The following is a 26,152-nucleotide window of genomic DNA, read 5'->3' on the forward strand; positions in this document are numbered from 1 at the left end:
AGCCTCGCGCACGTTGGCGCGCAACCCGAAGGGGCGGGGCCCATTTGACGCAGGGCTGCGTTGCTCGGAACTTATTTGGAACAACCAGACTGCGTTCCTCGCGCCTTGCCCTGCGCCAAATGGGCCGCCGTCGCGGTCGTCACCAAACGTCAACAGACCCTAGTTTTGCGGGCAGGCATAGCGTGTCAGTCCCCGGCTGCAGATACGGAGTGAGAATCGGCGCCATGCCCTTGAGTACCTGTACGGGCAAGGCCGAGGTGAACTTGAAGGCTTGGGCCGAGACGCCAGGCACGAAAGCGGTAAGGGTGCCGAAGTGATGTTCGCCAATGTAGAACACGAACGTGGCGGTGCGGTTGATCGATTTCGAACTCAGAACCCGCCCGCCGGAACCGAACGCTTCAATGCGGTTATCACCGGTGCCGGTCTTGCCGCCCATGGCCAGCGGGGTGCCGTTCGGCAATTTGAATGTACCGGCGACACGTTTGGCGGTGCCGGCATCGACCACTTGCGACAACGCTTCGCGCATCGCCGTCGCCACTTCGGATGGCATGACTCGTTTGCCTTTGTCCGGGTCGTTGATGACCGTTGTTTCATACGGCGTGTCGGCGGCGAAATGCAGGCTGTCGATGCGCAGAGTCGGCATACGCACGCCATCGTTGAGGATCGTACCGATCAGCTCGGCCAGAGCCGCTGGCCGATCGCCGGAGCTGCCGATGGCCGTGGCCAGTGAGGGCACCAGGTGATCGAACGGGTAGCCGACGGCTTGCCAACGCTGGTGAATATCGAGGAACGCTTCGATCTCCAGCATGGTCCGGATGCGACTGTCGCGGGCGCTCTTGTGCCGGCTCTTGAACAGCCAGCTGTAGACTTCCTGGCGCTCGAATTCACTGGCTTTGACGATCTGGCTGAACTTGGCGTCGGGGTTGTTCAGCAAGTAGCCCATCAGCCACAGGTCCAGTGGGTGGACCTTGGCAATGAAGCCTTGATCGGGCAGGTCAAAGGCGCCCGGCCCGTAGGTTCTATAGAGTTTTTCCAGGCGCTCGTCAGTGAGTTTTTCGTTGGGTTTTCCCGAGGGTTTTTCGATATTTTTATCGGTTTTTTTCGCCGTTTTCAGGTGCGCGCGCACAAAGCTGTTGAAGCTTTCCTGACTGGCCTCGGGCAATAGGTAACGGTGTACCGCGGCAAGACGAATCGCCGTCGGATGCATGCCGTCGAGGAAGGTCTCGAGGCGCGCCTGGGTGTCCTTCTTCTGGTACTTCTTCCAGAAGCGCAGTAAAAACGCGGTGCCCTCGTGGTCGGCGAATTGCGCCAGATACTCCTGGCGCCGTGGGTTGTCATCATCATTGAGTAATAGGCCGCTGCTGTTGGGCCCCGAGTAAGTGCTGTAGCGCACCAGGTCGCGCATCAAGCGAATGAACGGCAGGTTGATCGACTCGCGCAGGGCATCGCGCAGGGTCGGGCTACGGCCGTTGTCTTCTTTGCGGAAGTTGTGAAAGGTGTGCAGGCCGCCGCCGGTGAAGAACGATTCGCCGGGGTTGGCCGAGTAGGTACGGTCGAGCGCCGCACCGAGCATTTTCGGCAGGCTGCGGTCAGTGTTCTGGATCAGGTAGTCGACGGCCCAGCGAGTTATCCGGTCCTGTTCGGGGACGTCGGTTTTCTTCAGCTCGACCGGTGTCTTGGCGCCATAACGGTCGTGCAGTTCGGAGATGATTTGCAGGTAGGAAGTGAGCACCCGTAGTTTGGCAGTGGAGCCCAGCTCCAGCTTGCTGCCCTCATTGATGTCGAAGGGTTGATCGGTGCTGTCGGTTTGCACGCGCACGCGCGAACCATCGGGAGTCCGCTCGAACAGGGTGAAGCTGTAACGCACCTGGGTCGTGCTGGTGGGGGTCAGCAGGTGTTCGCCAAGCAGGCCCAATTGCGCCGCGTAGGCCGGGTCGGCCAGGTGCTTGAGGTACTCGGTGGCTTTGGTTTGCAGCTCGTACTGCAAGGTGCTGGTGGCCGACAGGTCAAGGCGATCGAGGTCATACAAAGGGCGATTGAGCAGGGCCGCCAGTCGGCTGCGGGCCACACTGATGCCCTTGTTGGATTCTATCGGCTGAATGGTCGGTTGTTGTTGCCAGTCGCGGTAGGTCACCTTGCTGGCCAGTGCGGCAGCGGCCAGCGGGTCGTCGATCACTCCGTTTTGCGCGAGCAGGCGGATGTGGCTGTCGGTGAGGTCGGCCAGTTCGTCACGGCCATTGGCCAAGTAGTGTGAAGGCCGACGCTGGGCGATCATCAGCGACAGTACCTGACGCAGGGCCAGACCGCGTTGAGACAAACTCTGCGGGTCACTGGCAACACTCGTCAGGGCATTATTGACCTGATTGAAATCGGCGCCGTACCACACGCGCAATCCTTCGGCCATGCCATGCACTTCACCGTGGCCAGGCACCGCCGACAGCGGCACGCTGTTGAGGTAGTCGCGCACGATGTTTTGACGAGCCGCGAGGGTTTGCGGGCCATCTTGATAAGCGCGCACGCTGGCGGAAATCATCTGGCGGATTTTCTCGCTACCCGACACCGTGAGGCCATCGGGCGAGTGGCGGTATTTTTCCAGCTGAGTGGCCAGGGTACTGCCACCGGCAGTCTGACCGGGCAGGTGCAGCAGCTTGGCGATTTGCGACCAGGCCGCCTTGCCGAAGCGCGGCCAGTCCACGGCAGGGTTTGCCAGAGGTTGTTTGGGGTCGAGCAGGTCGCGGTTTTCGATGAACAGCAGGCTGTGCACCACCAGCGGCGGGATCGCGGCAAAGCTCGAATACAGCTGCTGCGGATAGTTGTACTGATACAACGGCAAGGCGCGGCAGTCGGTAATGGACAGGCCGGCCTGGATTTTCTCCGCGTAAGGCACGAAGAAGCCCTTTTCGCTGTAGTCGAACAGTTTCGGTGAGAACCGGGTTTGCGCGGAGATCATGTAGCCACGCTTGAGCAAACGCGGCAAAAACTCACCCAGAGAACTGTAGCCCAGGCGCTTGTCGAAAGGCCCGGCACCCGGATAGAAAATCGAATCGCTGGGCCCCGGTTGCATCGAGTAACTCAGCGATGCAGCAAACTGGCTGAATTCACGCGCCTGCAGTTTCGAGGTGCGCATTTCCTTGGAGGCTGCCCAGCCGAGCGCAACCAGAATAATCAGTAACAACAACCAGAACAGTCGCCAGCCATAACGAGGACGGCGAGGTTTTTTCGGTATAGGCGCTTCTTCAACGCGATCAGTTGGTTCCACAGTTTTACTCGAATCGGATTGCCATAAAGCGCCCATAGTCGATTGATCCATTTACGTAGATTGATCGGACTTGACTGAAGCTTAGACGCTGGTTGGAACCGGTGAAAAATTTGTGAATACAGAATTTCCGACGATCGTCTGATCGTGATCCTGTGGCAAGGGGGCTTGCTCCTGTTGGACGGCGTAAGTATCGACTCCCGTAGCAGCTGCCGAGCCCGCGAGGCTGCGTCCGGCCGCAAAGCGGTCGTAAATCAGACAACGCGTTCTTTCAGGAAAACCACGTACGCAGGATTTGCGAGGACTTCGTCCTCGAACGCAGCCTCGCGGGCTCGGCAGCTGCTACGGGAACCGTCCTGCATTGCATTTAAATGGGCAAGTTCCCTCGCAACGGAGTCTGGTGGTTGTCTGAGAGTGTTGGGTTAGAGCCATCAAGCCGGTAAATACGGCCTAGGTAGGGGCATGACGCTGCACCATTGCTGTGCAATACTCGGTGCCGTTTTGCTGGCGAGTTCATGGCTGAATCCCAGGTAATGCCCCTCCGCAAGGACCGCTTTTGCCGAGAGTTCTGGCTGAATCTTGTCGTTTATAGAGTGAAAAGCCCTACACGGAGCTTTTTATACTGCACGCCCCGCTGATCTTGCAGGTTTTGTCCTACAAGACGGATCTACCCATGAAGTGGATCCGGTTTCAGGAAGTTCAGGCTTATCGGTCCGCGCTTCGACACTCGGTGGTCATATCCAATAACAAGACGAGGTTTTACCCCTATGCCCGTTGGCAATCACCAGCCCCTCGGCGAGACCGCTCACGGCGGCCCGCTCAAACGCGAACTCGGCGAACGGCATATTCGCTTGATGGCGCTCGGCGCCTGTATCGGTGTCGGTCTGTTCCTCGGTTCAGCCAAGGCCATCGAAATGGCCGGCCCGGCAATCATGCTGTCTTACATCATCGGTGGTCTGGCGATCCTGGTGATCATGCGCGCCCTTGGCGAAATGGCGGTGCACAACCCGGTCGCCGGCTCGTTCAGTCGTTATGCACAAGATTATCTCGGCCCGTTGGCAGGTTTCCTCACGGGCTGGAACTACTGGTTCCTGTGGCTGGTGACCTGCGTCGCGGAAATTACCGCGGTGGCGGTGTACATGGGCATCTGGTTCCCTGAGGTGCCGCGCTGGATCTGGGCGCTGGCGGCACTGGTGAGCATGGGCTCGATCAACCTGATCGCGGTCAAGGCCTTCGGTGAGTTCGAGTTCTGGTTCGCCCTGATCAAGATCGTCACCATCATTGCGATGGTGGTCGGCGGTGTCGGTGTGATCGCCTTCGGTTTCGGCAACGACGGCGTTGCGCTGGGGATTTCCAACCTGTGGAGCCATGGCGGCTTCATGCCCAATGGCGTGCAGGGCGTATTGATGTCCCTGCAAATGGTGATGTTCGCCTACCTGGGGGTCGAGATGATCGGCCTGACGGCCGGTGAAGCGAAGAACCCGCAGAAGACTATTCCGAATGCAATCGGCTCGGTGTTCTGGCGCATCCTGCTGTTCTACGTCGGCGCGCTGTTCGTGATTCTGTCGATTTACCCGTGGAACGAAATCGGCACTCAGGGCAGTCCGTTTGTGATGACCTTCGAGCGTCTGGGGATCAAGACCGCTGCCGGCATCATCAACTTCGTGGTGATCACCGCCGCGCTGTCGTCCTGCAACGGCGGCATCTTCAGCACCGGACGCATGCTCTACAGTCTGGCGCAGAACGGCCAGGCCCCGGCCGGTTTCGCCAAGACCTCGAACGGTGTGCCGCGTCGTGCCTTGTTGCTGTCGATCGGCGCGCTGCTGCTGGGCGTGTTGCTCAACTACCTGGTGCCGGAAAAAGTCTTTGTCTGGGTCACCGCCATCGCGACCTTCGGTGCGATCTGGACCTGGGTGATGATCCTGCTGGCGCAGCTCAAATTCCGCAAAGGCCTGACCCCGGCTGAACGTGCCGCTCTCAAGTACCGCATGTGGCTGTACCCGGTGAGTTCCTACCTGGCGCTGGCGTTCCTGGTGATGGTGGTTGGCCTGATGGCCTACTTCCCGGACACCCGCGTCGCGCTGTACGTGGGACCTGCGTTCCTGGTGCTGCTGACGGTGCTGTTTTATGTGTTCAAGCTGCAACCGACCGGTGTTCCGCAGGGTGCGGTGCGCGCGGCGTCGTAATCGTCTGATGCTGTAAAAGCAAAAGCCCCGGTCGAGTGACCGGGGCTTTTGGTTTCAGGCGGTTACTACTTGCGCCGGTCGGTTCAGTCGCTTGTTCCAATCCAGCCACGCTGCCAGTACCGCCATCAATCCAGCCCCCAACAGGGCGCTGAAAACCTGCATGACCAACGCATCCCCGGCCAGTGAGTTGAGCATGTCCGCCAGCGGTGCCAGCAGCACACCCAGGCAAAACACTTCCAGCGAGTAACGGCCCATGCGGCAGCTTTGCCGCGCCAGCCAGTTTTGCGTCCAGCCGCTGTTGGGCAAGAGTTTGGCGATGACGTAAGCCAGCGCCAAAAAATGCAGCAGCCGCGCCGGTGACAAGTTGGTCTTGCTGATCGGGTACAGCCATTCGCCCAGCATCCGAGGCATGAACGCGTCATGCACCGTTGGCCAATTCCACGACACTGCGATCAGCCCGGTGATCAGCAGATAGGTCGCTGCCGCAACAAACAGTGGCTGATGTGGCAAGGCGCGGGTGTCCGGTACAGCGGGGCGCTGACCGTGAATTGCCGCTGCGCCACCGAGAATAAACAGCAACTGCCAGGCCATCGGATTGAAGAACCACACGCCACCGTCGGTGGCCGCCAGGTTCCATTGAAACCACGGCGCCAGCATGTACAGCACCACCGACAATCCGACCACGTACTCGGCCTTGCGCAGCAACATCGGCAGCATCAGTGGTAGCCCGAGCAACAGCAGAATGTACAACGGCAACGGGTCCATCAGGTTGGGTTTGAAGCGCAGCAGCAACTCATCGACCAAGGCCTGCTGCGGGTTGCTGAGGAAGTATTGCAGGCCCATTTCCTGCACCAGATCACGGGTTTCCACGTAGCTGTTGGCGAAGAACACGATGCCCATCAGTACCGCCAACAGAAAGATATGCACCACGTACAGCACCCAGGCGCGGCGCAGGATTTTTACCGTCGCAATCAGCAAACCATCGCGTCGGGCAATCTTGCCGTAGGCCAGCACCGCCGCGTAGCCGGCCAGAAACACGAAGATCTCTGCCGCATCGCTGAAACCGAAATTGCGCACTGTGAAATGGGCAAGAGGGTTTTGTGGTACGTGATCCCAGAAAATGAAGATCAGTGCCAGTCCGCGAAAAAAATCGATACGAAGGTCGCGTCCTTGGGTCATGACAACGGGCTCTTGAACAGGTGTGAGTAAAGGGTGGTCAGCGGGGCAAAAGATTGTGCGCCGTACATCGGCGGCGCGCAGGGTGGCGCGATTTGGCGGCAATTGCAAAGGCCGGATATTACCGGATGTCTCGGTCGTGCAAACGGCAGGGGCGGGACATATCGCTGATGGCTGAAGCGAGCCTTTAGAACGGCATTTTGGCCATTGGTCTATTTGTTGACTGGAAAATAGACAAGCGGGTCAAGGGTGCCAAGCTTGCTGCAGAGCGCGCGTTCAGATTGGAAACAAACGCAATGGATATGAGAGCCGCATTTCACGGTTTCCCCAGATTCGTGTCGGTTGGCCTGCTGAATACGTTGATCCACTGGTCGACGTTTTTTGTTCTGCACACAGTCATGAGTTTTCGTCAGGCATCCAGTAACTTCGTGGGCTTTTGCCTGGCCGTTTCATTTTCCTTTTATGCCAATGCGCGATACACCTTCAAACAAAAAACCAGTGTTCCACGGTATTTGCTGTTTGTCGGGTTCATGGGCGTGTTGAGTTATGGCGTGGGGTATGTGGCGGATCAGTTACTACTGCCGGGGTTGATGACGTTGGTAGTCTTCTCGGGTATCAGCCTGGTCTGCGGTTTTTTGTACTCGAAATATTTCATCTTTCGGGGGCGTGAGCAGTGAAGATTTCGCTGATTGTTCCAGTGTTCAATGAAGAGCAGGCGATTAACCTGTTTTATCAGGCGGTTCGTCAGGAACTGTCGATCGCTGATTGCGACGTCGAGATCGTGTTCATCAATGACGGCAGTTCCGACCAGACGGCAGCGCAGGCCAAAGCCATCGCGTTGGCTGACGAGCATGTGCTGGTCATCAATTTTTCGCGCAATTTCGGCAAGGAGCCCGCGTTATTTGCCGGGTTGGAGTACGCTACTGGCGATGCGGTGATACCGATGGATGTCGATTTGCAGGACCCGATCAATGTGATTCCCCTGTTGATCCGGGAGTGGCAGAACGGGGCGGATGTGGTACTTGCCAAGCGCCACGATCGTACCGCCGACAGTTATATGAAACGGCACAGCGCGGCACTGTTCTATCACCTGTTGAACCGGATCGCTTATACCCGGATAGAAGAGAACGTCGGTGATTTTCGGTTGATGGACCGCAAGGTCGTGAACGTGATTCGCACGCTCCCGGAGCACCGGTTGTTCATGAAGGGCATCCTCTCGTGGGCGGGTTTCAATACCGTAGTCGTCGAGTATGAACGGGCCCAACGCGTGGCGGGTACCACCAAGTTCAATATCTGGAAACTGTGGAATCTGGCGCTGGAAGGGATTACCTCTTTTAGTACGGTGCCCCTGCAGTTGTGGACATATGTCGGTAGCGCCATTTCCTTGTTTGCAATTGTCTATGCCATTTACATGGTGCTGGACAAGATTTTCTTTGGCAATAACGTACCGGGTTATCCTTCGTTGATGACCTCCATTCTATTCCTGGGCGGTGTTCAACTGATCGGTATTGGCATATTGGGTGAGTATGTGGGTCGGATCTATATTGAATCGAAACACCGGCCGAGGTACGTGGTGAAAGATATTGTGGGCGGCAAAGGTAAGCGCGAATTGTAAAAAGCAGGTGAGACCCTGGCCGGGAAAGGAGCGCCAAAATGAAAGTGGCGAGTGTATTGAGTAGGGAGTTGCTCGGCCGTGAAGTGTTTGTATTTTTTTTACTCGCCACGGTTGTTTATGTGCTCCCCCTGATACTGGTCGATTATTACTATATAGATGATAACTGGCGATCCTTGGCAGCCGGTACTGGCTGGGCGGGGCAAGGGCGTCTATTGGTCGAGTTGTTTTACAACGCCTTGAGCTTCACCTCGGGCGCGCCCGATCTGTTCCCGTTACCCCTGCTGATCGCCACGCTTGCCATGGCGTTTGCCTTGACGAAACTGACGATGCATTACTACAAAATGCCCAATGTTTCATGCTGTCTGGTGTTCCTGCCACTGTGGTACAGCCCGTTTTTTCTACAAAACTTATCTTATCAATATGACGGGCCGACAACAGCGTTGAGCCTAGTGGCGGTGATCTATGCAATGGTATTTCAACATAAGGCTGGCGTCGTTCAGGTACTGGTATCCGGCGCATTGATTGCAGTGGGGCTCAGCTTGTATCAACTGAGTATCAATGTGTTTTTGGGGTTGTGCTGCATCGAGTTCGTGAGAGGTCTTAATAATAAGGAGTCCCTTGCCTGTTTGTTATCAATGGCAGGAGCGAAAGCCTTGCAGTTGGTAGCAGGCTTGATCATTTATTTTTTGTTGGCCTATCCACTCATGACCCATGAGCGCCTGGAGATGATTCCGTTCAATGCGAGCGGGCTGTTGCTGATCCTGAACAATATAGGCGTATTAGTCGGAAAAATCGGATTGCTTTTTCAGGGAGGGAATCGTTGGCTGGCGTGGATGGTGGTGTTGTTTGCTGTCGTTGGAGGAGGGCGGGTTGGGCGAAATATCACCCAGGGGAAAGAGACGTCGTTAAATAAGGTGCTTCTGTTTTTTTTGTATTTTCTTATGGTTTTATTCCTGGTTTTTCTGGTGTCAGGCTCGGCCCTGTTGTTCAGGTTTTTCAATGAGGGTGCCAGAACCCTGTTGGGTTTTGGCGTGCTGCTGGTGTTTTTGTTTTACCTGGCTCATCAGTGGTTGGTGGCGGTTGACGTCAGGCTCGGTGTTGTATTGATTGTGCCGTTGCTCAGTATGTTTTCGATGTCGTATGCGTATGGGCGGGTACTGAATCTGCAGAAAGAGTCTGGGCTGAATGCTGAATTCAATATGGCCTATGATATTGCTTCCCATCAACGCTTGCGCGAAGCGAAGCGGATATACATGTCGATTGGCTATTCAAACAATTGGTTGCTAAGCGCCAAGGGAAGTTTTGAACAGGTCCCGGTGCTGAAATACATACTCAATATTGATTTTTACATGCTGGCTGAAAATCTGCTCAGGGCGGGCATTGCCAATGTTGTTATAGAAGATGAGCGGAGAAATGCGACGCTGGTAGGGTATCGAAAGTACACACCCGTGGTGGACAGCAAATTCTACTCTATGTATCTGATTGGCGATTATGGCTTTATCGTTATGAAGGAAGTCCCCTCTTCTGGAGAAGACAAGTGGTGAGAGGAATCAACAGATCAAGTGAGTGCGCTCTTCTGGGTAAATGCTGGATATTGTTGATCATGCTATTGGCGGCAGGGGTGCGTTTTTACGCCTTGAGCAAACCCGCGGTCTGGGCCGATGAAGGGTTTACCTTGCTGTTGAGTTCATATTCACCCTCTAAAATCCTGTTTCATACCGCCCGGGATGTGCACCCGCCGCTGTATTATCTGCTGTTGCATGAATGGATGAGTGTGTTCGGGCAGGGTGTTTTTGCTGCTCGAAGCCTGAGCGCACTGGCGGACGTCGTCACCGTCGGGCTCGGCATCTGGCTGGTTCGTTTGATCAGTACACGACGAGCGGCAATGCTGGCCGGTATGATGTTGGCGTTACTGCCAATCGCAGTACGCTACAGCCAGGAAGTTCGCATGTATGCGTTGCTCGCGCTGTTAATGGTGAGCGCGACGATTGCTTTCGTCTACTGGGTAAAAGGCTCAGGCGGTCATTGGCTACTTGCCGTCTATGCGTTGCTGATGGTCGCAGGACTTTATACTCACTATTTTGCCGCTGTGTGCATGGCGTCACACTGGGCCTGGCTTTTGGTATCGAGGTTTGAGAGCAAGTTGTTCGCGCCTGCATGGTGGATGGCCAATGGTGCGGTCATTTTACTGTTCATGCCCTGGGTTCCAAGCCTGATGAACCAGTTAAGATTTTCCGGGTTTAACTGGATAGCACCGCTGGATGTTTCTACGGTGGTGTCAGCGCTCTGGCAGTTTGTGAGCTATAGCAATGGGCCAAAAGAATCAATCTGGATGTTCTACAGTGTGCCGTTATTGATGTTGCTGGTATCAGCAGTGATTGTCATGCGGGACACGAGTGAGAAAAAACTCAGCACACTGCTCGTCATGTATACCTGGTTTCCGTTGGTATTGATTGCACTGGTCTCATGGGTTCGCCCACTGTTTGTTTACCGTTATTTTGTGTTTGCTGCGCTGGGCTTTCCGATGATTCTGGCGGTAGCACTGGATGCCGTATGGGGTCGTGCAAAAACGTTGTTTTTTGTCTTGTTGCTATTGATAGTTTCGACGGAAAGTATCGGGTTATATAACGTTCATCAACGGGGCCATGTTGTGTATGCCGAAGTCAACAAAGTCGATGTGTTGGCAGAATATATCAATGCCTCTGCTCGACCTGGTGACGGTGTCGTGGTTGCCAACAGTTTTCTTTACTATCCCTTTGCGTACTACAACAAGACCGGCGTGACACCGATGCTTTATACACCGCCCCAAAAGGACGGTACTTCGGGACGTCCCGACGGCTATCTAACTTCGACACTGACTCAACAAAACGCAGATAAGGTCTATCTCGATAACCTTGAATGGCTAACGCCGAACTCGGGTCGCGTGTGGGTGCTGGACGGCCGTGGTGATGGGGCGCAACAGGTCGTTATCCCTGAAAGCTGGCGGCTGCTCGATACCTTTACGAAAGGGGATGGGGACGTCCGATTGTTTTCAGTGAGCCCCGGGATTCCGTGAGGAGCAAAAAAAAACCAATCCGAGCAGCTCCGTTAGCTAGCCTTTACCAATGACAGCAGGCCGTTTTATCGAGAGTATTTAGCGTAAACACGGATTCACGATGACGGTGAGTCGTCCGCGGACAGGCACCTGCTTCTATCAGGTTTACGTTGTCGGGGAGAAAATATGCGCTTTCAGCGTCGTGACGATTCGGGGTTTCTATCCCTGCACTCATCGGTAGATAACGGTGGGTGGGTGCTGGTCATGATGCTCGCGGTTGCTGTTCGGTTTTATTGCATCAGCCTTCCTTATTTCTGGACCGATGAAGCGTTCTCGGCGTTGGTGGGGGTTCAGTCGCCGGGGCGTATCTGGTTTCACCTGGGACATGACGTTCATCCGCCGCTGTATTTTTTAGTGCTCCATGCCTGGATGGCGGTTTTGGGTGAGGGAGTGTTTGCGATTCGGGCCCTGAGTGCGCTCGCGGGGGTGGCGACAGTCGCGTTGGGTATGTGGCTGATGCGAATGATCAGCACACCGAGGGTGGCCTTGCTGGCCGGGTTGTTTCTGGCCTTGTTGCCGATATCTGTTCGCTACAGTCAGGAAGCCCGGATGTACACGCTGGAGGGGGTATGGCTGCTGGGCGCAACCATCGCCTTGGTCTATTGGCTTAAAAGCGCTCGTAACCGATACCTGATGAGCTATCTCGTGCTCATGACGGCCGCGTTATACACACATTACCTGGCTGTTTTATGTTTGTTGTCTCACTGGTTATACCTCGTTGTCTTGCGTCTTCAGCGGGATAAAACGCTTCATTACCTTTCGCGGCCAATGTGGTGGGGCACGAATGTGGCCATTGTTGTTCTTTATATTCCCTGGTTGATCAGTCTGGGTAATGAGCTGTTTTTAAATACGGAGAAGCTAAAGACCGGAGGGGATATTTTCTGGATACCTGAATTGACGGTGTATACGTTGCCTTCAGCGGTCTGGAAGTTTTTAACAGTGAAGAGTGGACTGGAGTTTGCCAGCCCGGTTTATGTACTGCTTCCGGCGCTGGTAATGGCATCGGTGGTGTGGGTCGGGCTCAAGGAAAGAAGCCGCTTGAAACTTGAGCTGTTACTGGTTATCTACGTGCTGTTGCCGGTGTTGATTGTCTTTGCGGTGTCATTCGGCTTCCCCATATTTGTTGAGCGGTACATGGCATTTTCGGCGCTGGGCTTGCCGATGATAGCGGCGTTGGCAATCAGTCGGCTTGCCCGTCGTACGCGTGCCCTGGCGTGGGCATCGGTCGCGTTGGTTGTCGGGATTCAACTCATGGGACTGAACACTATCTATAAACAACAAGATGACCTGGATGATCCGCGCAATGCGTCCCTGTACCCGCTTGACGATATTGTGTCGCGTATCAATGAGAACGCTATCACAGGCGATAACATCATTGTGGATGGCGCGTACTGGTATTACAGCGTTGCTTACTACAATCGCTCCAACATTCAACCATGGCTGTTTCAGGCGCCCTGGGATAACAGCGCGGCTCACCGACCTAACGGTTATGGCGCCTCCACGTTGATTTACCAGGACCGGGATAAAGTCTTTCTCGACAACCTTGTCAGCGTATCGCCCGACATCAAGCGAGTGTGGTGGGTGACGTCGACTCGCCTGGCGGATGATGAAAACCATTTTCCAGGCAATTGGCAGTGCCTGTTCGCGCAAGGCGTGGGGGACATGGAGCTTCGACTCTATGTGACCCGCGCCTCTGCAGTGCAAACCACCACCGGCGGCTGTGCTACCCAGCCACCTGACAGTCGCGAGTATGCATTACACGACATTGGCCTCAAAACTGTCAGCCCGAGCCATCTGCCACATCCGTGAATAGAACTCTCCGTTCACTTCCCCGGTCAGCAACTCGCCGGGTTTGAGGAACACATGCAATTGGGAAAACAGTTTGATCTCGGTCGCTGACATGCGTCGTACCAGGTGTTTGGCCGACAGTTGCGACGGGTGTTCGAGGCCTGCCGCGGCGAGCATTTCGGCCAGGGCCTTGAGCGTGCTGCGATGGAAGTTGAACACGCGCTGGGCCTTGTCTGGCACCACCAATGCGCGTTGGCGCAGGGTGTCCTGGGTGGCGACGCCGGTTGGGCACTTGTTGGTGTGGCAACTTTGCGACTGGATGCAGCCGATGGCAAACATGAAACCACGGGCCGAGTTGGCCCAGTCGGCGCCAATCGCCAAAACGCTGGCGATATCGAAGGCGCTGACGATTTTGCCGCTGGCGCCGAGTTTGATTTTGTCCCGCAGGTTCAGGCCCACCAGGGTGTTATGCACAAATAGCAGGCCTTCACGCATCGGCACGCCGATGTGGTCGGTGAACTCCACCGGCGCAGCACCAGTGCCGCCTTCCTTGCCGTCGACCACGATGAAGTCCGGCAGGATGCCGGTTTCCAGCATGGCCTTGGCAATGCCCATGAACTCCCACGGGTGGCCGAGGCAGAACTTGAAGCCCACCGGTTTGCCGCCCGACAGCTCACGCAGTTGCTTGATGAAGTGCATCATCTCGATCGGCGTGGAGAATGCGCTGTGGCGGGATGGCGACACACAGTCCTGGCCCATCGGAACGCCACGCGTGTCGGCAATTTCCTGGGTCACTTTATGCTTGGGCAGGATGCCGCCGTGGCCGGGTTTGGCGCCCTGGCTCATTTTGATTTCGATCATCCGCACCTGCGGGTCCTGAACCTGGGCGGCAAAGCGTTCCGGGTCGAAGTGTCCGTCGGCGGTGCGGCAGCCGAAGTAGCCGCTGCCCAGTTCCCAGGTCAGGTCACCACCGTGTTCGCGGTGGTAGGGGCTGATGCTGCCTTCGCCGGTGTCATGGGCGAAGTTGCCGAGTTTGGCGCCCTGGTTGAGGGCGCGGATTGCGTTGGCGCTCAGTGAGCCGAAGCTCATGGCCGAGATATTGAAGACTGAGGCCGAATACGGTTTTGTACATTGCGGACCACCAACGGTCACCCGGAAACTGCTCGGGTCACTCACGGGCGCCGGGCGCATCGAATGGCCGATGAACTCGAAACCTGACTGGTACACGTCGATCAGCGTGCCGAAGGGTTTGTCGGCGCTTTCGTTCTTGGCCCGCGAATAGACCAACGAACGCTGGGCCCGGGAGAAGGGCAGGGCGTCGCTGTCGGATTCGAGCAGGTATTGGCGGATTTCCGGGCGAATGCCTTCGACCAGATAACGGATATTGCCCAGGATCGGGTAGTTGCGGCGTACCGCGTGAGGGCTTTGCAGCAGGTCGAAAATACCCAGCAGGCTCAGCAGGCCAGTGACGATGGAGATTGGCCAGAGCCAGTCGTATTCAAGAAACGGCAGGCTGGCGAGGGTGAAGATCACACAGACGGCAAAGAAGGCGTAGCGGCTCAGGAGTGACAGGCTCATACGGTTTCCTTGGGTTCGGACTCGGTTTTTTCTAAAGATCGCAGCCTGCGGCAGTTCCTACGCCGAGCGCGTCCTTCTGTAGGAGCTGCCGTAGGCTGCGATCTTTTCAGGTAATCAGGCGTTTTGTGCCTGGAGAAATATCGAAAACAGCTCGGACCGGGATTTGATCCCACGGCTTGCTGTAAATGTGTTTCTTATGGAATTTCACGGTTTCGGCAGGGATTTCAAGCTTACGAGCGATTGACTTGCTGGAGCAACCACTGAGCATCCATAGACCGATACCCGGCTCTCGGGCCTTCAGGCAACGGGTGTTGACTGGCGGATTGGCAGTTCGATCCGAAAGGTGGTGCCCACCCCGACTTCGCTGCGCACGGTAATGTCGCCACGATGCTTTTTCACAATGCCATAGGACAATGACAGGCCTAATCCGGTCCCCTGGCCCACCGGTTTGGTGGTGAAGAAAGGATCAAAGATTTTCTGCAGGCATTCGGGCGCGATGCCTGAGCCGGTGTCCGCCACTTCGATCCAGACTTTTTCCCCGGCAACCCCATTACTCAGGGTAATGGTCCCGCGTTCTGGGCCCATGGCCTGAGCGGCGTTGACGATCAGGTTCATGATCACCTGATTGATCTGCGAGGGCAGGCACTCGATCTCGGGAAGCGTCTGATAGTGCTTGATCACGTCGGCCTTGTACTTGAGTTCGTTGGCGACAATGTTCAGCGTCGAATCAATACCCGCTTGCAGATTGACCGACTGCCACTCCTGGCTGGCGTCTACGCGTGAGAAGTCCTTCAGGTCCCTGACGATTTGCCCGACCCGGTTGATGCCGTCCTTGGACTCCTTGATCAGCAGCGGAATGTCTTCACGCAGGAAGTCCAGTTCCACATCTTTACGCAACGTTTGGAGCCGTTCGAGAAGTTCAACGGAGCCAATGGCTTCTTCGGCCCCCTGATAGGCGTCGAGCATGCTCTGCAACTGCTTGAAGTAACCGTCCAGGGTGCCGAGGTTCGAAGAAATAAAGCCGATGGGGTTGTTGATTTCATGGGCGACACCCGCCGCCAGTTGCCCCAGGGACGCGAGTTTTTCCGACTGTATCAACTGGCTTTCGAGCTGCTTGCGCTCGTCGATCTCCTGTTGCAGTTCGACGCTCGCTTGCTGGAACTGCCGGGTCCGTCGTTCTACCAGGTGCCCCAACTGATCCAGTTGCACGCTGGCGCGCTCGGTCATGTCCCATTTGCTGGTCAAGGTATTGGCCATTTGCTGGACTTCGATGTTGTCGAAGGGTTTTTTCAGGATCAGCAGCCGGTCATGGGCCTGCAAGCGATTGAGCAGGTCATCCCAGGAGTAGTCGGAATACGCGGTACAGACCACCACCTGCAAACGCGGATCGGCTTGCCATAAATGCTCGATGGTTTCGGCGCCGTCCCAGCCCTGGGGCATGCGCATGTCGACGAACGCCAGCGCATAGGGGCGATTGTCGTGTTGGGCCTGGATAAGTTTGCTCAAGCCTTCCTGGCCAGCATAGGCCGAATCCAGCTCGAAGCGGGGGCTCACTGTTTTGGCTTCGGTGCCGAACAGCGCCGACTCCATCTCGTCCAGTTCGCCGTGTTGCGGCAGCTCAGGTGTCAGGATCTTGCGAAAGTCGTCATGGATCGAGGGTGTGTCGTCAATCAGCAGGATGCGTCGATTCGATGACTCGCTCATGTTTCACCTTCGGCGATTTTCAAGGGGATCTTCAAGGTAAACAGTGCACCTTTTCCCGGACCGTCGCTGTGGGCTGTCAGGTGGCCATTCATCTCGATGGCGGCGAGGGCGCAACTGTGCAGACCAAAACCGTGACCTTCCTTGCGCGTGGTGAAACCGTGGGCAAAGATCCGGGTCATGTTTTCGGCCGAGATGCCTTCGCCTTCGTCCTTGACGCTGACCTGCAGCGTCGCGTCGTCGACCACCTTGACCCCCAGGGTCATTTCCCGGGGGCGGTCGCTGAGGTCGGACATGGCGTATTTGGCGTTGCTGATCAGGTTGATCAGAATCAGCAACATCCGGTGTTTATCGCCCATGACTTTGGGCACCTCGGCGTAGTCCTTGACCACGGTGACGTGGTGGCGGGTCAGGGCACCCGAGTTCATGCGCAGAGCGTCTTCGAGCAGTTCGCTGACTTGCAGCGGCTCCATCAGGCTGTTGGCCCCGGCGTAGGACTGCTGGGTGGCAACGATGTCCTTGATGTGGTCAACGCTTTTGCTCAATTGCGCCAGTTCGTCGCTAATGCCCTGCTGCTCGAGGGCAATGGCGTCCACCAGTTGATTCAGGTAGCCGGGCAGCAATTTGCCTTTTTCGTCTTCGGTGATGAAGTGGCCGAGATCACCCCGGTGCTCGTTGATCAGCTGCATCGCCTTGCCCAGCCCCAGCGCCTTGCTGTTGCGCAGTTTGCGGGTGACCAGGTCGGCAGAGATATTCACGCTGTTGAGCACATTGCCGACGTTGTGCAGCACGTTGGTGGCGATCTCGGCCATCCCGGCCAGGCGCGCGGTGTCCAGCAGCTCGCTTTGAGTGTCCTTGAGTTCGCGGGTGCGCTCCTCGACCCGATGTTCCAGGCTTTCATTGGCTGCTTGCAGGTCCTTGTTGACGCGGTTGATTTCCGCAAAGCTGCGTAGCAGCCCATTGGCCAGCAACAGCAGCAACAGCACCAGCAGCGCCGAAAAAACCGCCATGTAGAAGTGGTAGCGTTGATCGACTGCATCGACCTGTTGTTGATCGTTGTCCAGCAGGCTGGTGATGTTGTCCAGGCGCTCGGACACGTGGACTGCCTCGATCCGTTCCAGCAGGCTGTTGACCAGTGGTTGTTCACGCAGGATCAGCGCGATGTGGTTGCTGAGAATCTCCACTGGTGTGTGGAACTCGGCAGGCAGTCGTTGCTTGTTCACCGCTAGTTTGTTCAGGCCGACCAGGATGTCGGCGGCTTTGTCGTCGGACGTGACCTGGGCGAACTCCAGACCGCTGAGTAGCAGGTCGTAGGTGTCGGTGGCGGTGTTCTGCATTTGCAGTTTGTTGTCGTCCTCAAGGCGTGCGAACTGGTTCTGAATGTCGTCTTCGGCAGTGGGCAGGAACGCCAGTGAATTGCGCAGCACCGCGTTGTGTGACTTGAATTGTTCGACCAGCCGGGTCTTTTCCTTGATCGCGTTCAGGTAAGCGTCATGGCTGGTTTGCCACTGTGTCGAGTCGTTACGACCGTGTCTGGACTCTATCGAGTCGAATCGTTCCCACAGACGGCTCATTTCGGTCAGCGGCGAAACCAGTGGATCGTAGTTGTGGACGAGGGCGATCCGGGCCTTGAGGATCTCGGTTTCCCATTGCGCGTCCAGTTGTTTTATCTGACGGATCAGATCCCGCGATTCGGTATAGGTCGAGGTTTGATCCGAACTGGACTTTAGATACAGGAACAGCAGGATCGAGGCCAGCAAGACGGTCATGCCGGTAAGCAACAGCAAACTGAGTCGACGGGACACTTTCATAATGGTTTGCCTCCCCACTCGCCGGTCAGGGTCTTGAGGAATTTGATGATCAGGGCCTTGTCTTCTTCGGAAGGGATGCGTCCCAGCTGGAACTTGAACATCACATCAACGGCTTCCTCGAGGGTTTTCGCCGTGCCGTCATGAAAGTACGGCGCGGTCACCGCGACGTTGCGCAGGCTTGGGACCTTGAACACGTTGCGGTCTTCCTCGTCCTTGGTCTCCAGGTAACGACCCAGGTCCGATTCGGTCGGATTGCCCCGCGCCTGGAAGTAATCGCCCATCACCCCGAACTTCTGGAACATGTTGCCGCCGATGTTTACCCCTTGATGACAGGCGATGCAGCCGTAGTCCTTGAAGCGTTGGTAACCGTATTTTTCGTCGAGGCTGAGAATATCGGTGTTGCCCTGCAGGTACTGGTCGAAACGCGAATTGGTGCTAAGCAATGTGCGCTCGTAGGTGGCCAGGGCATTTTGCACATTGGCCGCCGTAACCCCATTGGGGTAAGCGTTGCCAAACGCCGAGCGATAGGTCGGGTCAGTGGACAGCATTTGCACCACGTGTTCCCAGTTGCTGCCCATTTCAGTGGGACTTTCCACCACTGCGTGAATCTGGTCTTCCAGGGTGTCGGCGCGACCGTTCCAGAACTGCCTGAAGTTCAGGCTGGCATTCAGCACGCTGGGGGTGTTGACGACCAACGGCTTGCCGTCGAAACCGATGGAAAATTGCTTGTTATCGGCACCGCCCTTTTCCAGGTGATGGCAACTGGCACAGGACAGGCTGTTGTTGACCGACAAGCGCGTTTCGTTGAACAGCTGACGACCCAGTTCTACACGCTGAGGGTCTTGCGCAGGCACCGGTGGCAGCGGTTTGAGGGGTTCGTCCAAAGGCTTGGCGCTCGCCGTCAGGCAGAGTCCGAGCATCAGTGTGGTGAGCAGCGTGAGTCCATAGGGCGACATCTGATGATTCCTTTGCCGGGTGCCTACACCGTTGGGGCGTCGGTCTACGTGCGTGGTGGTGTCTGCTGGCTGTCGGTGAGCAACTGTACGAATTCCTGGGGGAGTACGGCTTTGCTGAAGAAGTAACCCTGACCTTCCTCACACTGAAGGGCCTTGAGAAAGTCCAGTTGTTCCAGGGTTTCCACGCCTTCGGCGATGATATTGAGGTTGAGGCTCTTGCCCAGGCTGATGATGGCGCTGACCAGCGCAGCGTCGTTGTTTTCGGTGCTCAGCCCGCGAACGAATGACTGGTCAATTTTCAGTACATCGACCGGGAACCGTTGCAGGTAGCTCAGGCTGGAATAACCGGTGCCGAAATCATCGATTGCCAGGCGCACGCCCAATGCCTTGATGGCGTGCAGGGTCTGCACGGTGGCCTCGACGTTCTGCATCAGCACGCTTTCGGTAATTTCGAGCTCCAGTAGCGTTGGATCGAAGCCTGTCAGTTCGAGGATCTGCACTATACCGTCGACAAAGTCGTGCTGACGGAAGTCGATGGCGGAAACGTTGACGGACATGCTGATCGCCGGCAATCCGGCCAGTTGCCAGGCGCGGGCCTGTTGGCAGGCCTGGGTCAATACCCATTTGCTCAGGGGAATGATCAGCCCACTGTCTTCGGCCACTCCGATGAAATCCATTGGGTACACCCAACCATGACCGGGTTTTAGCCAGCGGATCAAGGCTTCCGCACCGACCACTTTACCAGTGCGCAGATCCAGTTTGGGTTGGTAATGCAGGACGAACTCATCGCGTTCCATCGCCAGGCGCAGGCCGGATTCGATGCTTTGCTGTTCACGGGCGCGCTGATTCATCTCGTCGATGAAAAAGCTGAAGTCGTTAAGGCCTCTCTCCTTGACGTTATGCATCGCGGTTTCGGCTTTCTTGATCAACGGTACGGCATCGAAGCCGTCGTCCGGGTAGATGCTGATGCCCAGGCTGGCAGTCACGCTCAGGTCATGGCCGGCAATGTGCTGCTGGGTGTTGACGGCTTTCAGCAGCTTTTCGGCAATGCCTTTGGTTTGCTGGGGATGGTGGATGTCCGCGAGGATCACCACGAACTCGTCGGAACCGTAGCGAAACACCGAATCGGACTCACGCACCGTGGACACGAGGCTCTGGCCGACCCGTTTGAGCATTTCATCACCAACCGGATGGCCCAGCGCGTTGTTGATGCGCTTGAAGCGGTCCAGGCCCAGAAATATCACCGCCAGTTGTTTGTCGTGTCTTCGTGAAAGGGCCAGGGACTGAGTCAGTCGATCACCCAGCAAGGTGCTGTTGGGCAGGTCGGTGAGCACATCGTATTGCAACAGATGGGAGACTTTGAGCAACTCCTGAACGCGCTCTTCGATGGTTCGCTCCAGGCTGAGCATTTTCATCGCGGCGTCCTGGGCCATCTGCCATTTCCAGGTCAGGGCACTGGCCATCTGACGGATTTCCAGGCTGTCGAAAGGCTTTTTCAGCACCAGCAACTGGTCGCCGAACGCCAGTCGTTCGGCCATCGCTTCCCAGGTGTAGTCAGAGAAGGCGGTGCACAAAGCTATCTGCAGGTGCGGGTCGACCTTCCAGAGTCGCTCGATGGTTTCCAGACCGTCCCAACCCGGCGGCATGCGCATATCGGTAAACGCCAGGGCATAGGGCCTGCCTTCGGCCAGGGCGCGTTTGACCAGTTCCAGCGCTTCTTTGCCCTGGTAGGCGGAATCGAGGAGAAACTTTGGGTGAGAGCGTCGTTCAGTGCCGAATAACAACTCTTCGGTGCCGGCCAGCGACTGCTCGTCCGGCACATCGGGGCTGAGAATCTTGCGAAAGTCCTGATGGATCGAAGGCATGTCATCGATGATCAGGATGCGCCGGTTGGTGGGGGCGAGCGATGGTTTCATCCCCGGTCCTCCGGTGGATAGTAGGAGTCTTCGAGCAGCGGGTTTGTTGCGCCGGGGAAGGTCGGCGGCACGATGCTGCCGGCCATCAGCAACGCCGCTGCCTGCTGGCTGCTGACGGCTTTGCTGAAGTAGTAGCCCTGAGCATTCATTGGCGAGCCGGTGGAGATCAGCGAGCTGCGCTGTTCCTGGGTCTCGACGCCTTCGGCAATGATGCCGATCCCCACTTCGCGGGCGAAATTGATGATCGCGCGCAAGGTCGTGGCGCTGGCGGGATCACGGGTCGCGGTGTCGATGAAGGCCTGGGCGAGTTTGAGGTGATTGACCCGATAGGTCTTGAGGTAGTCGAACGAGGAGTACTCGGTGCCGAAGTCGTCGATGGCTATTTTCACCCCCAGTTCACGCAAGCGAGGCAGCACATCGTTGTGGGTCCATTTGGTTTGCGCCAGTGTCGCTTCGGTGACGTCGAAGCGCAGGTCCCAGGGGCAGAGGTTCCACAGGGCCGTGGTGCGCAGCACGTCGTAGATCAGGTCCGGACCGCTCTTGAGCTGGGCCAGCGAAAGCTTGATCGCAATCACCGGGGGCGCCATGCCTTCGTCGCGCCACTCATGCATTTGCTGGCAAGCGCGATTCAGCAACCAGTGCCCGAGCGCGATGATTACACCGGTTTTTTCCGCCGCGGGAAGAAACATATCGGGTTCCAGTATTCCTCGCTCTGGATGACTCCAGCGGACCTGGGCTTCCATGCCGAGGATCTTCCCGGTACTCAGGTCGACTTCGGGCAAGTAATGCAGTTCAAGCTGGTTTTGCTCGATGGCTTGTTTCAAATCGTTGGCAATCGACACCCGGTCGAGTACTTCCTGATTGATTTCCTCGGAGTGGAAGTGGTACTGGTTGCGACCTTTTTCCTTGGAGCGATACAGCGCCATGTCAGCCTGAGCCAACAGACTTTCGGCACTCAAGCTGGTACTGGAGTAAGTGCTGATGCCGATGCTGACCGAAACCCGCACATTGTTGCCATCGAGGGTGTAAGGCAGTACCAGCTCATCGCGGACCTTGCCTGCCAGGGCCGCCGACTGTGTCGGGTCGCCGGCGTCGAGCTGCACGATTGCAAACTCGTCACCGCCGAGACGCGCCACAAGGTCGTTTTCGCGGACACAGGCCTTGATGCGTCGGGCGACTTCCTGCAATAGCAAATCCCCGATGGGATGGCCCAGGGTGTCGTTGATGCGTTTGAAATGATCGAGGTCCAGGTAGAACACCGCGAAGGGTGCGCCGCCCCGACGGGCGGCAGCGAATGCCTGGTGCAGACGTTCGAGGAGTGTCGCGCGATTGGCCAGCCCGGTCAGCCCGTCGGTGCGTGCCAGCAGGGCGATCTTCTCTTCGGCCAGCTTGCGTTCAGTGATGTCGATGATGATGCCTTCGACTTCCAGCAAGCGTCCGTCCTGGTTACGCACCGGCACGTAGCGGTTTTCGACCCAGCGCCAGTCGCCGGTACCGGTGCGCAGACGAAACTCGATGGACGCCCCGACTGCGTCCCGGTCAAGTACCCGCGCCATGGCATTGTCGACTTTGCCCTGGTCCTCGGGATGAATCAGCTCCTGAGCCCAGTTTGCCGACGCCACCAATTGCGCGGCCATGTGACCGAATTTGGTGATGTTGTGGGAGATGTACATCAACGGAAACGAGGGTTCGCCGCGCAGCCGGTACAAAATGGTCGGGCTGTTCTGCACGATGATATTGGCGTCGGACAGCTCGCGAGTGCGCTCTTCGACTGCCTGCTCCAGCAGGTTCATCTTTAATGCGGCTTCTTCGGTCATTTGCCATTTGACAGTGAGGGTGCTGGCCATCTGCCGGATTTCGATGGCATCGAAGGGCTTCTTCAGGATCAGCAAGCGATCGCCGAGCTCCAGCCGTTCGGCGATATCGTCCCAGGAGTAGTCGGAATACGCGGTACACAGCGCGACTTGCAGTTTTGGATCGACCTGCCAGAGCCGTTCGATGGTTTCCAGTCCGTCCCAGCCGGGCGGCATGCGCATGTCGATAAAGGCCATCGCATACGGAAGGTCCTTGGCCAGGGCGGCTTCGACCTTGCCCAGGGCTTCCAGGCCCTGAAAGGCGCTGTCGAGCACAAACCCCAGATCCGAAGCCACCACTGGCGTGCCGAACAGGGCTTCTTCGGCGCTGCTCAGCGCATCATTATCATGCGCGTGGGGGCTGAGGATCTTGGCAAAGTCCTGATGGATAGAGGCGGTGTCGTCGACGATCAGAATCCGCCGGTTTTTCCGCGCAAACGGTGTCTTCATTGCACTGCACCGTTGCAAATGAGCCCACGCAGCGTTGTGTTCATACGGCATCCCTTCCTGATCGCAGTGTGCTACGGGTGCAGATCTTGGATCCAGATACCCAGAGCATAGTCTGCGACTCTCGAGTTCGCCGCCTGCCGTGTGGCAAATCTATTGCGAACTGTGCTGAAAAACCGTCTAGCCTCTAGTTCAGGCCCAAGGAGGAGGGGGAGTTCCCTTGGGTGCTCACAAACGACTGGTCTGTTTCAGCTGAGGTAATGCCATGGATGAGCCGCTTAAACCCCGAGTGTTACTGGTTGATGACGAAGAATCGATCCTCAATAGCCTGCGTCGGCTGTTGCGCGGCCAACCCTATGAAGTGCTGCTGGCCACAAGCGGCACCCATGCGTTGGAGATCATGGAGCAGCAACCGGTCGATCTGGTGATGACCGATGCCCGCATGCCCAACATGGACGGTGCGACCCTGTTGGCGCACATCCACGAACACTATCCCGACACCGTACGCATCCTGCTGACCGGCTATGCCGACCTGTCGATGATCATCAAGGCGATCAACGAGGGGCAGATTCACCGTTACATCAGCAAACCCTGGAATGACGAGGAAATGCTGCTGACGTTGCGCCAGTCGCTGGCGTATCAGCTCTCCGAGCGCGAGCGGCTGCGTCTGGTGCAGTTGACGTGGGATCAGAACGAGGAGTTGAAGCAGCTCAACGTATCCCTGGAAAAACGTGTCGCAGCGCGCACTGCCGAACTGCAGCAGACCGCCGACATGCTCGATCTGGCCTACGAAGAACTCAAGCACAGCTATGTCACCGGCACCGAAGTGTTTTCGTTGCTGGCCAATCTGCGTCTGCCACCCGCCAAGCAAACCAACCGGCAAATCATCGATCTGGTGCGTATCTACTGCCAGACCCATGGGCTGGATGAGGCCAGCAGCCGAGACCTGACCATGGCGGCGGCGCTTTACAACATCGGCAAGCTGAGCTGGACCGACAGCATGATGACGGCCCCTTCGGACCTGTTGCATCACGCCGAACGGGAGCTGTATCGCGGTTATCCGAAACAGAGCGAATCGCTGTTGATGACCCTTGAACCGATGAAGGATGCCGCACGCCTGATCCTGCACCATCAGGAACGCTGGGACGGCAGCGGGTTTCCCGATCGCCTCAAGGGGGAGGCAATCCCTTTGGGTTCGCGCCTGCTGAAGCTGGCCGTGGACTTCATCGAATTGCAGTGCGGGCTGATTCTTGAACGACACATGAACAGTGATGAAGCGCTGCTGTTCATCCGCAAATACACCGGGCGTCTCTACGACCCGGAATTGGTGGAAGACTTTGTTCAGGTCTGCGCCACGTACCAGCGTGATATCACCCTCGGCGATCCGACAGTCAAGGTGCTGAGCACCCGCGATCTGGCGGCCGGGATGGTGCTGGCGCGCAACCTCAATGCCGACAACGGCATGCTGCTGCTCAATGCCGGCAAGGTGCTCAATGGCCCGCTGGTGGAAAAACTCATCGCCTTCGAAGCCATGGAGGGTGCCAGGTACAGCGTATTTGTCCATGTGCCCGAGGAGTCTGAAACAGCTATCTCCGCGTAGTTATTTCGAGGTGACGTGAAACCTGTGCTCATGTGATCCTTGGCTCTTTTGTCCAAGGCCATCGTTGATCCATGACGCTTTCATCCTCTGATTCACCGCGCATTATCCGCATTGCCGCTGCCTTGCTGATCGGCCCGGACGGTCGAACCCTGCTGGTGCGCAAGCGCGGGACCCAGGCCTTCATGCAACCGGGCGGCAAGATCGAGGCCTGTGAGCAACCGGTCGAGGCGTTGGCCCGCGAGCTGGAAGAAGAACTGGGTTTGGTCATCGATACCACTCAAGCGAGTTATCTGGGCAAGTTTTCTGCGCCCGCCGCCAATGAGCCGGGGTTTGTGGTCGAGGCCGAGATTTTTCAGCTGGATATCCAGCAACACGTCACCCCGGCGGCAGAGATCGAAGAAGTGCTGTGGGTTGATCCGCACAACGTCGTTGATGTCACCCTTGCGCCATTGACACGGGACCTGATCCTGCCGTTTTATCGAGCCTCCCTGACGGCTCCGGCCTGCCCCCCCACACAATGACAAGGACTGCGTCATGATTCCAACACATGATCTGTTGATTTTTGCGGCGGCCTCGCTGCTACTGGTGCTGACCCCGGGCCCGAACATGATCTATCTGATCTCCCGTTCGATCTGCCAGGGACGCAAGGCGGGCGTGACCTCGTTGCTTGGGGTTGTCGCAGGTTTTTTCGTGCATCTGTTCGCCGCGGCGGCCGGTTTGACAGCAGTGTTCATGGCGGTGCCGATGGCTTACGAGGCGCTCAAATGGGCCGGCGCCCTGTATCTGCTGTGGATGGCCTGGCAGGCAGTCAAACCGGGTGCGCGCTCGCCCTTTGAGGCGCAGCAATTACCGCCGGATTCTTCTCGAAAACTGATGCTGATGGGCTTTTTCACCAGCGCATTGAACCCGAAAATTGCGGTGTTCTATCTCTCGGTATTCCCGCAGTTCATCAGCCCGGAACATGGTTCGGTGTTTACCCAAAGTATCGCCCTGGGCCTGACCCAGATCAGCGTGAGTTTCACGGTTAACCTGTTTATCGCACTGTTTGCTGCCGGGATTGCCTCGTGGTTCGTCAACAATCCGAGCTGGCTGGCGGTTCAGCGCTATTTCATGGGCTTCGTACTGGCCGGGCTGGCAGTGCGGCTGATGTCTGAACAGCGGCGCATGGCTTGACG

General features: G+C 57.0%; 17 protein-coding genes and 1 pseudogene. 9 read left to right on the top strand and 9 right to left on the bottom strand.

Annotation, left to right across the window (positions count from 1 at the left end):
- Positions 1-139: 139 nt before the first annotated feature.
- Positions 140-3,295, bottom strand: a complete 3,156-nt coding sequence (locus FPT12_RS06605; protein ID WP_145015169.1) for a transglycosylase domain-containing protein — start codon at positions 3,293-3,295, stop codon at positions 140-142.
- A 728-nt stretch (positions 3,296-4,023) separates the two neighbouring features.
- On the opposite strand from FPT12_RS06605, the gene FPT12_RS06610 reads away from it, so the two are divergent.
- Positions 4,024-5,442 carry an amino acid permease gene (locus FPT12_RS06610; protein ID WP_145015170.1) on the top strand — a complete coding sequence of 473 codons (1,419 nt, stop codon included), beginning with the start codon at positions 4,024-4,026 and terminating at the stop codon, positions 5,440-5,442.
- Between the two features lie 54 nt (positions 5,443-5,496).
- On the opposite strand, the gene FPT12_RS06615 is transcribed toward FPT12_RS06610, so the two are convergent.
- Complete coding sequence (locus FPT12_RS06615; protein WP_145015171.1) at positions 5,497-6,621, bottom strand: OpgC family protein; 1,125 nt, start codon at positions 6,619-6,621, stop codon at positions 5,497-5,499.
- Positions 6,622-6,818: 197 nt separating this feature from the next.
- On the opposite strand from FPT12_RS06615, the gene FPT12_RS06620 reads away from it, so the two are divergent.
- The 5 genes from FPT12_RS06620 (at position 6,819) to FPT12_RS06640 (ending at position 13,136) form a co-directional block, all read left to right on the top strand.
- Positions 6,819-7,295: a GtrA family protein gene (locus FPT12_RS06620; RefSeq protein ID WP_371922505.1), complete on the top strand. Its 477-nt coding sequence runs from the start codon at positions 6,819-6,821 to the stop codon at positions 7,293-7,295.
- Positions 7,292-8,233 carry a glycosyltransferase family 2 protein gene (locus FPT12_RS06625; protein ID WP_145015172.1) on the top strand — a complete coding sequence of 314 codons (942 nt, stop codon included), beginning with the start codon at positions 7,292-7,294 and terminating at the stop codon, positions 8,231-8,233. Before FPT12_RS06620 ends, FPT12_RS06625 begins: the two co-directional genes overlap by 4 nt.
- A gap of 38 nt (positions 8,234-8,271) precedes the next feature.
- Positions 8,272-9,777 carry a glucosyltransferase domain-containing protein gene (locus FPT12_RS06630; RefSeq protein WP_145015173.1) on the top strand — a complete coding sequence of 502 codons (1,506 nt, stop codon included), beginning with the start codon at positions 8,272-8,274 and terminating at the stop codon, positions 9,775-9,777.
- 59 nt (positions 9,778-9,836) lie between these two features.
- Positions 9,837-11,288, top strand: a complete 1,452-nt coding sequence (locus FPT12_RS06635; protein WP_256676635.1) for a glycosyltransferase family 39 protein — start codon at positions 9,837-9,839, stop codon at positions 11,286-11,288.
- A 165-nt stretch (positions 11,289-11,453) separates the two neighbouring features.
- Positions 11,454-13,136 carry a glycosyltransferase family 39 protein gene (locus FPT12_RS06640; RefSeq protein WP_145015175.1) on the top strand — a complete coding sequence of 561 codons (1,683 nt, stop codon included), beginning with the start codon at positions 11,454-11,456 and terminating at the stop codon, positions 13,134-13,136.
- Here the strand turns inward: FPT12_RS06640 and FPT12_RS06645 are convergent.
- The 7 genes and pseudogenes from FPT12_RS06645 to FPT12_RS06675 all read right to left on the bottom strand — a co-directional run bounded on the left by FPT12_RS06645 (position 13,083) and on the right by FPT12_RS06675 (position 23,380).
- Positions 13,083-14,693, bottom strand: coding sequence for an FMN-binding glutamate synthase family protein (locus FPT12_RS06645; RefSeq protein ID WP_145015176.1), 1,611 nt, complete (start codon positions 14,691-14,693; stop codon positions 13,083-13,085). The genes FPT12_RS06640 and FPT12_RS06645 overlap by 54 nt on opposite strands.
- Before the next feature lie 114 nt (positions 14,694-14,807).
- Positions 14,808-14,994, bottom strand: a pseudogene (locus tag FPT12_RS06650) (response regulator transcription factor); the annotation flags it as partial.
- Complete coding sequence (locus tag FPT12_RS06655; RefSeq protein WP_145015177.1) at positions 14,991-16,397, bottom strand: ATP-binding protein; 1,407 nt, start codon at positions 16,395-16,397, stop codon at positions 14,991-14,993. The pseudogene FPT12_RS06650 and the gene FPT12_RS06655, both read right to left, overlap by 4 nt.
- Entirely contained in the window at positions 16,394-18,205 is a 1,812-nt protein-coding gene (locus tag FPT12_RS06660) for a DAHL domain-containing protein (RefSeq protein ID WP_145015178.1), read from the bottom strand. The genes FPT12_RS06655 and FPT12_RS06660 overlap by 4 nt, the downstream gene beginning before the upstream one ends.
- Positions 18,202-19,161, bottom strand: a complete 960-nt coding sequence (locus tag FPT12_RS06665; RefSeq protein WP_145015179.1) for a cytochrome-c peroxidase — start codon at positions 19,159-19,161, stop codon at positions 18,202-18,204. The genes FPT12_RS06660 and FPT12_RS06665 overlap by 4 nt, the downstream gene beginning before the upstream one ends.
- Before the next feature lie 44 nt (positions 19,162-19,205).
- Entirely contained in the window at positions 19,206-21,077 is a 1,872-nt protein-coding gene (locus FPT12_RS06670; RefSeq protein ID WP_145015180.1) for a bifunctional diguanylate cyclase/phosphodiesterase, read from the bottom strand.
- A complete protein-coding gene (locus FPT12_RS06675) occupies positions 21,074-23,380 on the bottom strand; it encodes an EAL domain-containing protein (protein ID WP_145015181.1) in 2,307 nt (768 codons plus the stop codon). Before FPT12_RS06675 ends, FPT12_RS06670 begins: the two co-directional genes overlap by 4 nt.
- 262 nt (positions 23,381-23,642) lie before the next feature.
- On the opposite strand from FPT12_RS06675, the gene FPT12_RS06680 reads away from it, so the two are divergent.
- The 3 genes from FPT12_RS06680 (at position 23,643) to FPT12_RS06690 (ending at position 26,150) form a co-directional block, all read left to right on the top strand.
- Positions 23,643-24,977, top strand: a complete 1,335-nt coding sequence (locus FPT12_RS06680; RefSeq protein WP_145015182.1) for an HD domain-containing phosphohydrolase — start codon at positions 23,643-23,645, stop codon at positions 24,975-24,977.
- A 71-nt stretch (positions 24,978-25,048) separates the two neighbouring features.
- Positions 25,049-25,498, top strand: a complete 450-nt coding sequence (locus FPT12_RS06685; RefSeq protein ID WP_145015183.1) for an NUDIX domain-containing protein — start codon at positions 25,049-25,051, stop codon at positions 25,496-25,498.
- 13 nt (positions 25,499-25,511) lie between these two features.
- Positions 25,512-26,150, top strand: a complete 639-nt coding sequence (locus tag FPT12_RS06690; protein WP_145015184.1) for a LysE family translocator — start codon at positions 25,512-25,514, stop codon at positions 26,148-26,150.
- Positions 26,151-26,152: the final 2 nt, after the last annotated feature.

Origin of the sequence: Pseudomonas sp. H3(2019) (genome assembly GCF_007713465.1) — a bacterium.
Classification (GTDB): Bacteria; Pseudomonadota; Gammaproteobacteria; order Pseudomonadales; family Pseudomonadaceae; genus Aquipseudomonas.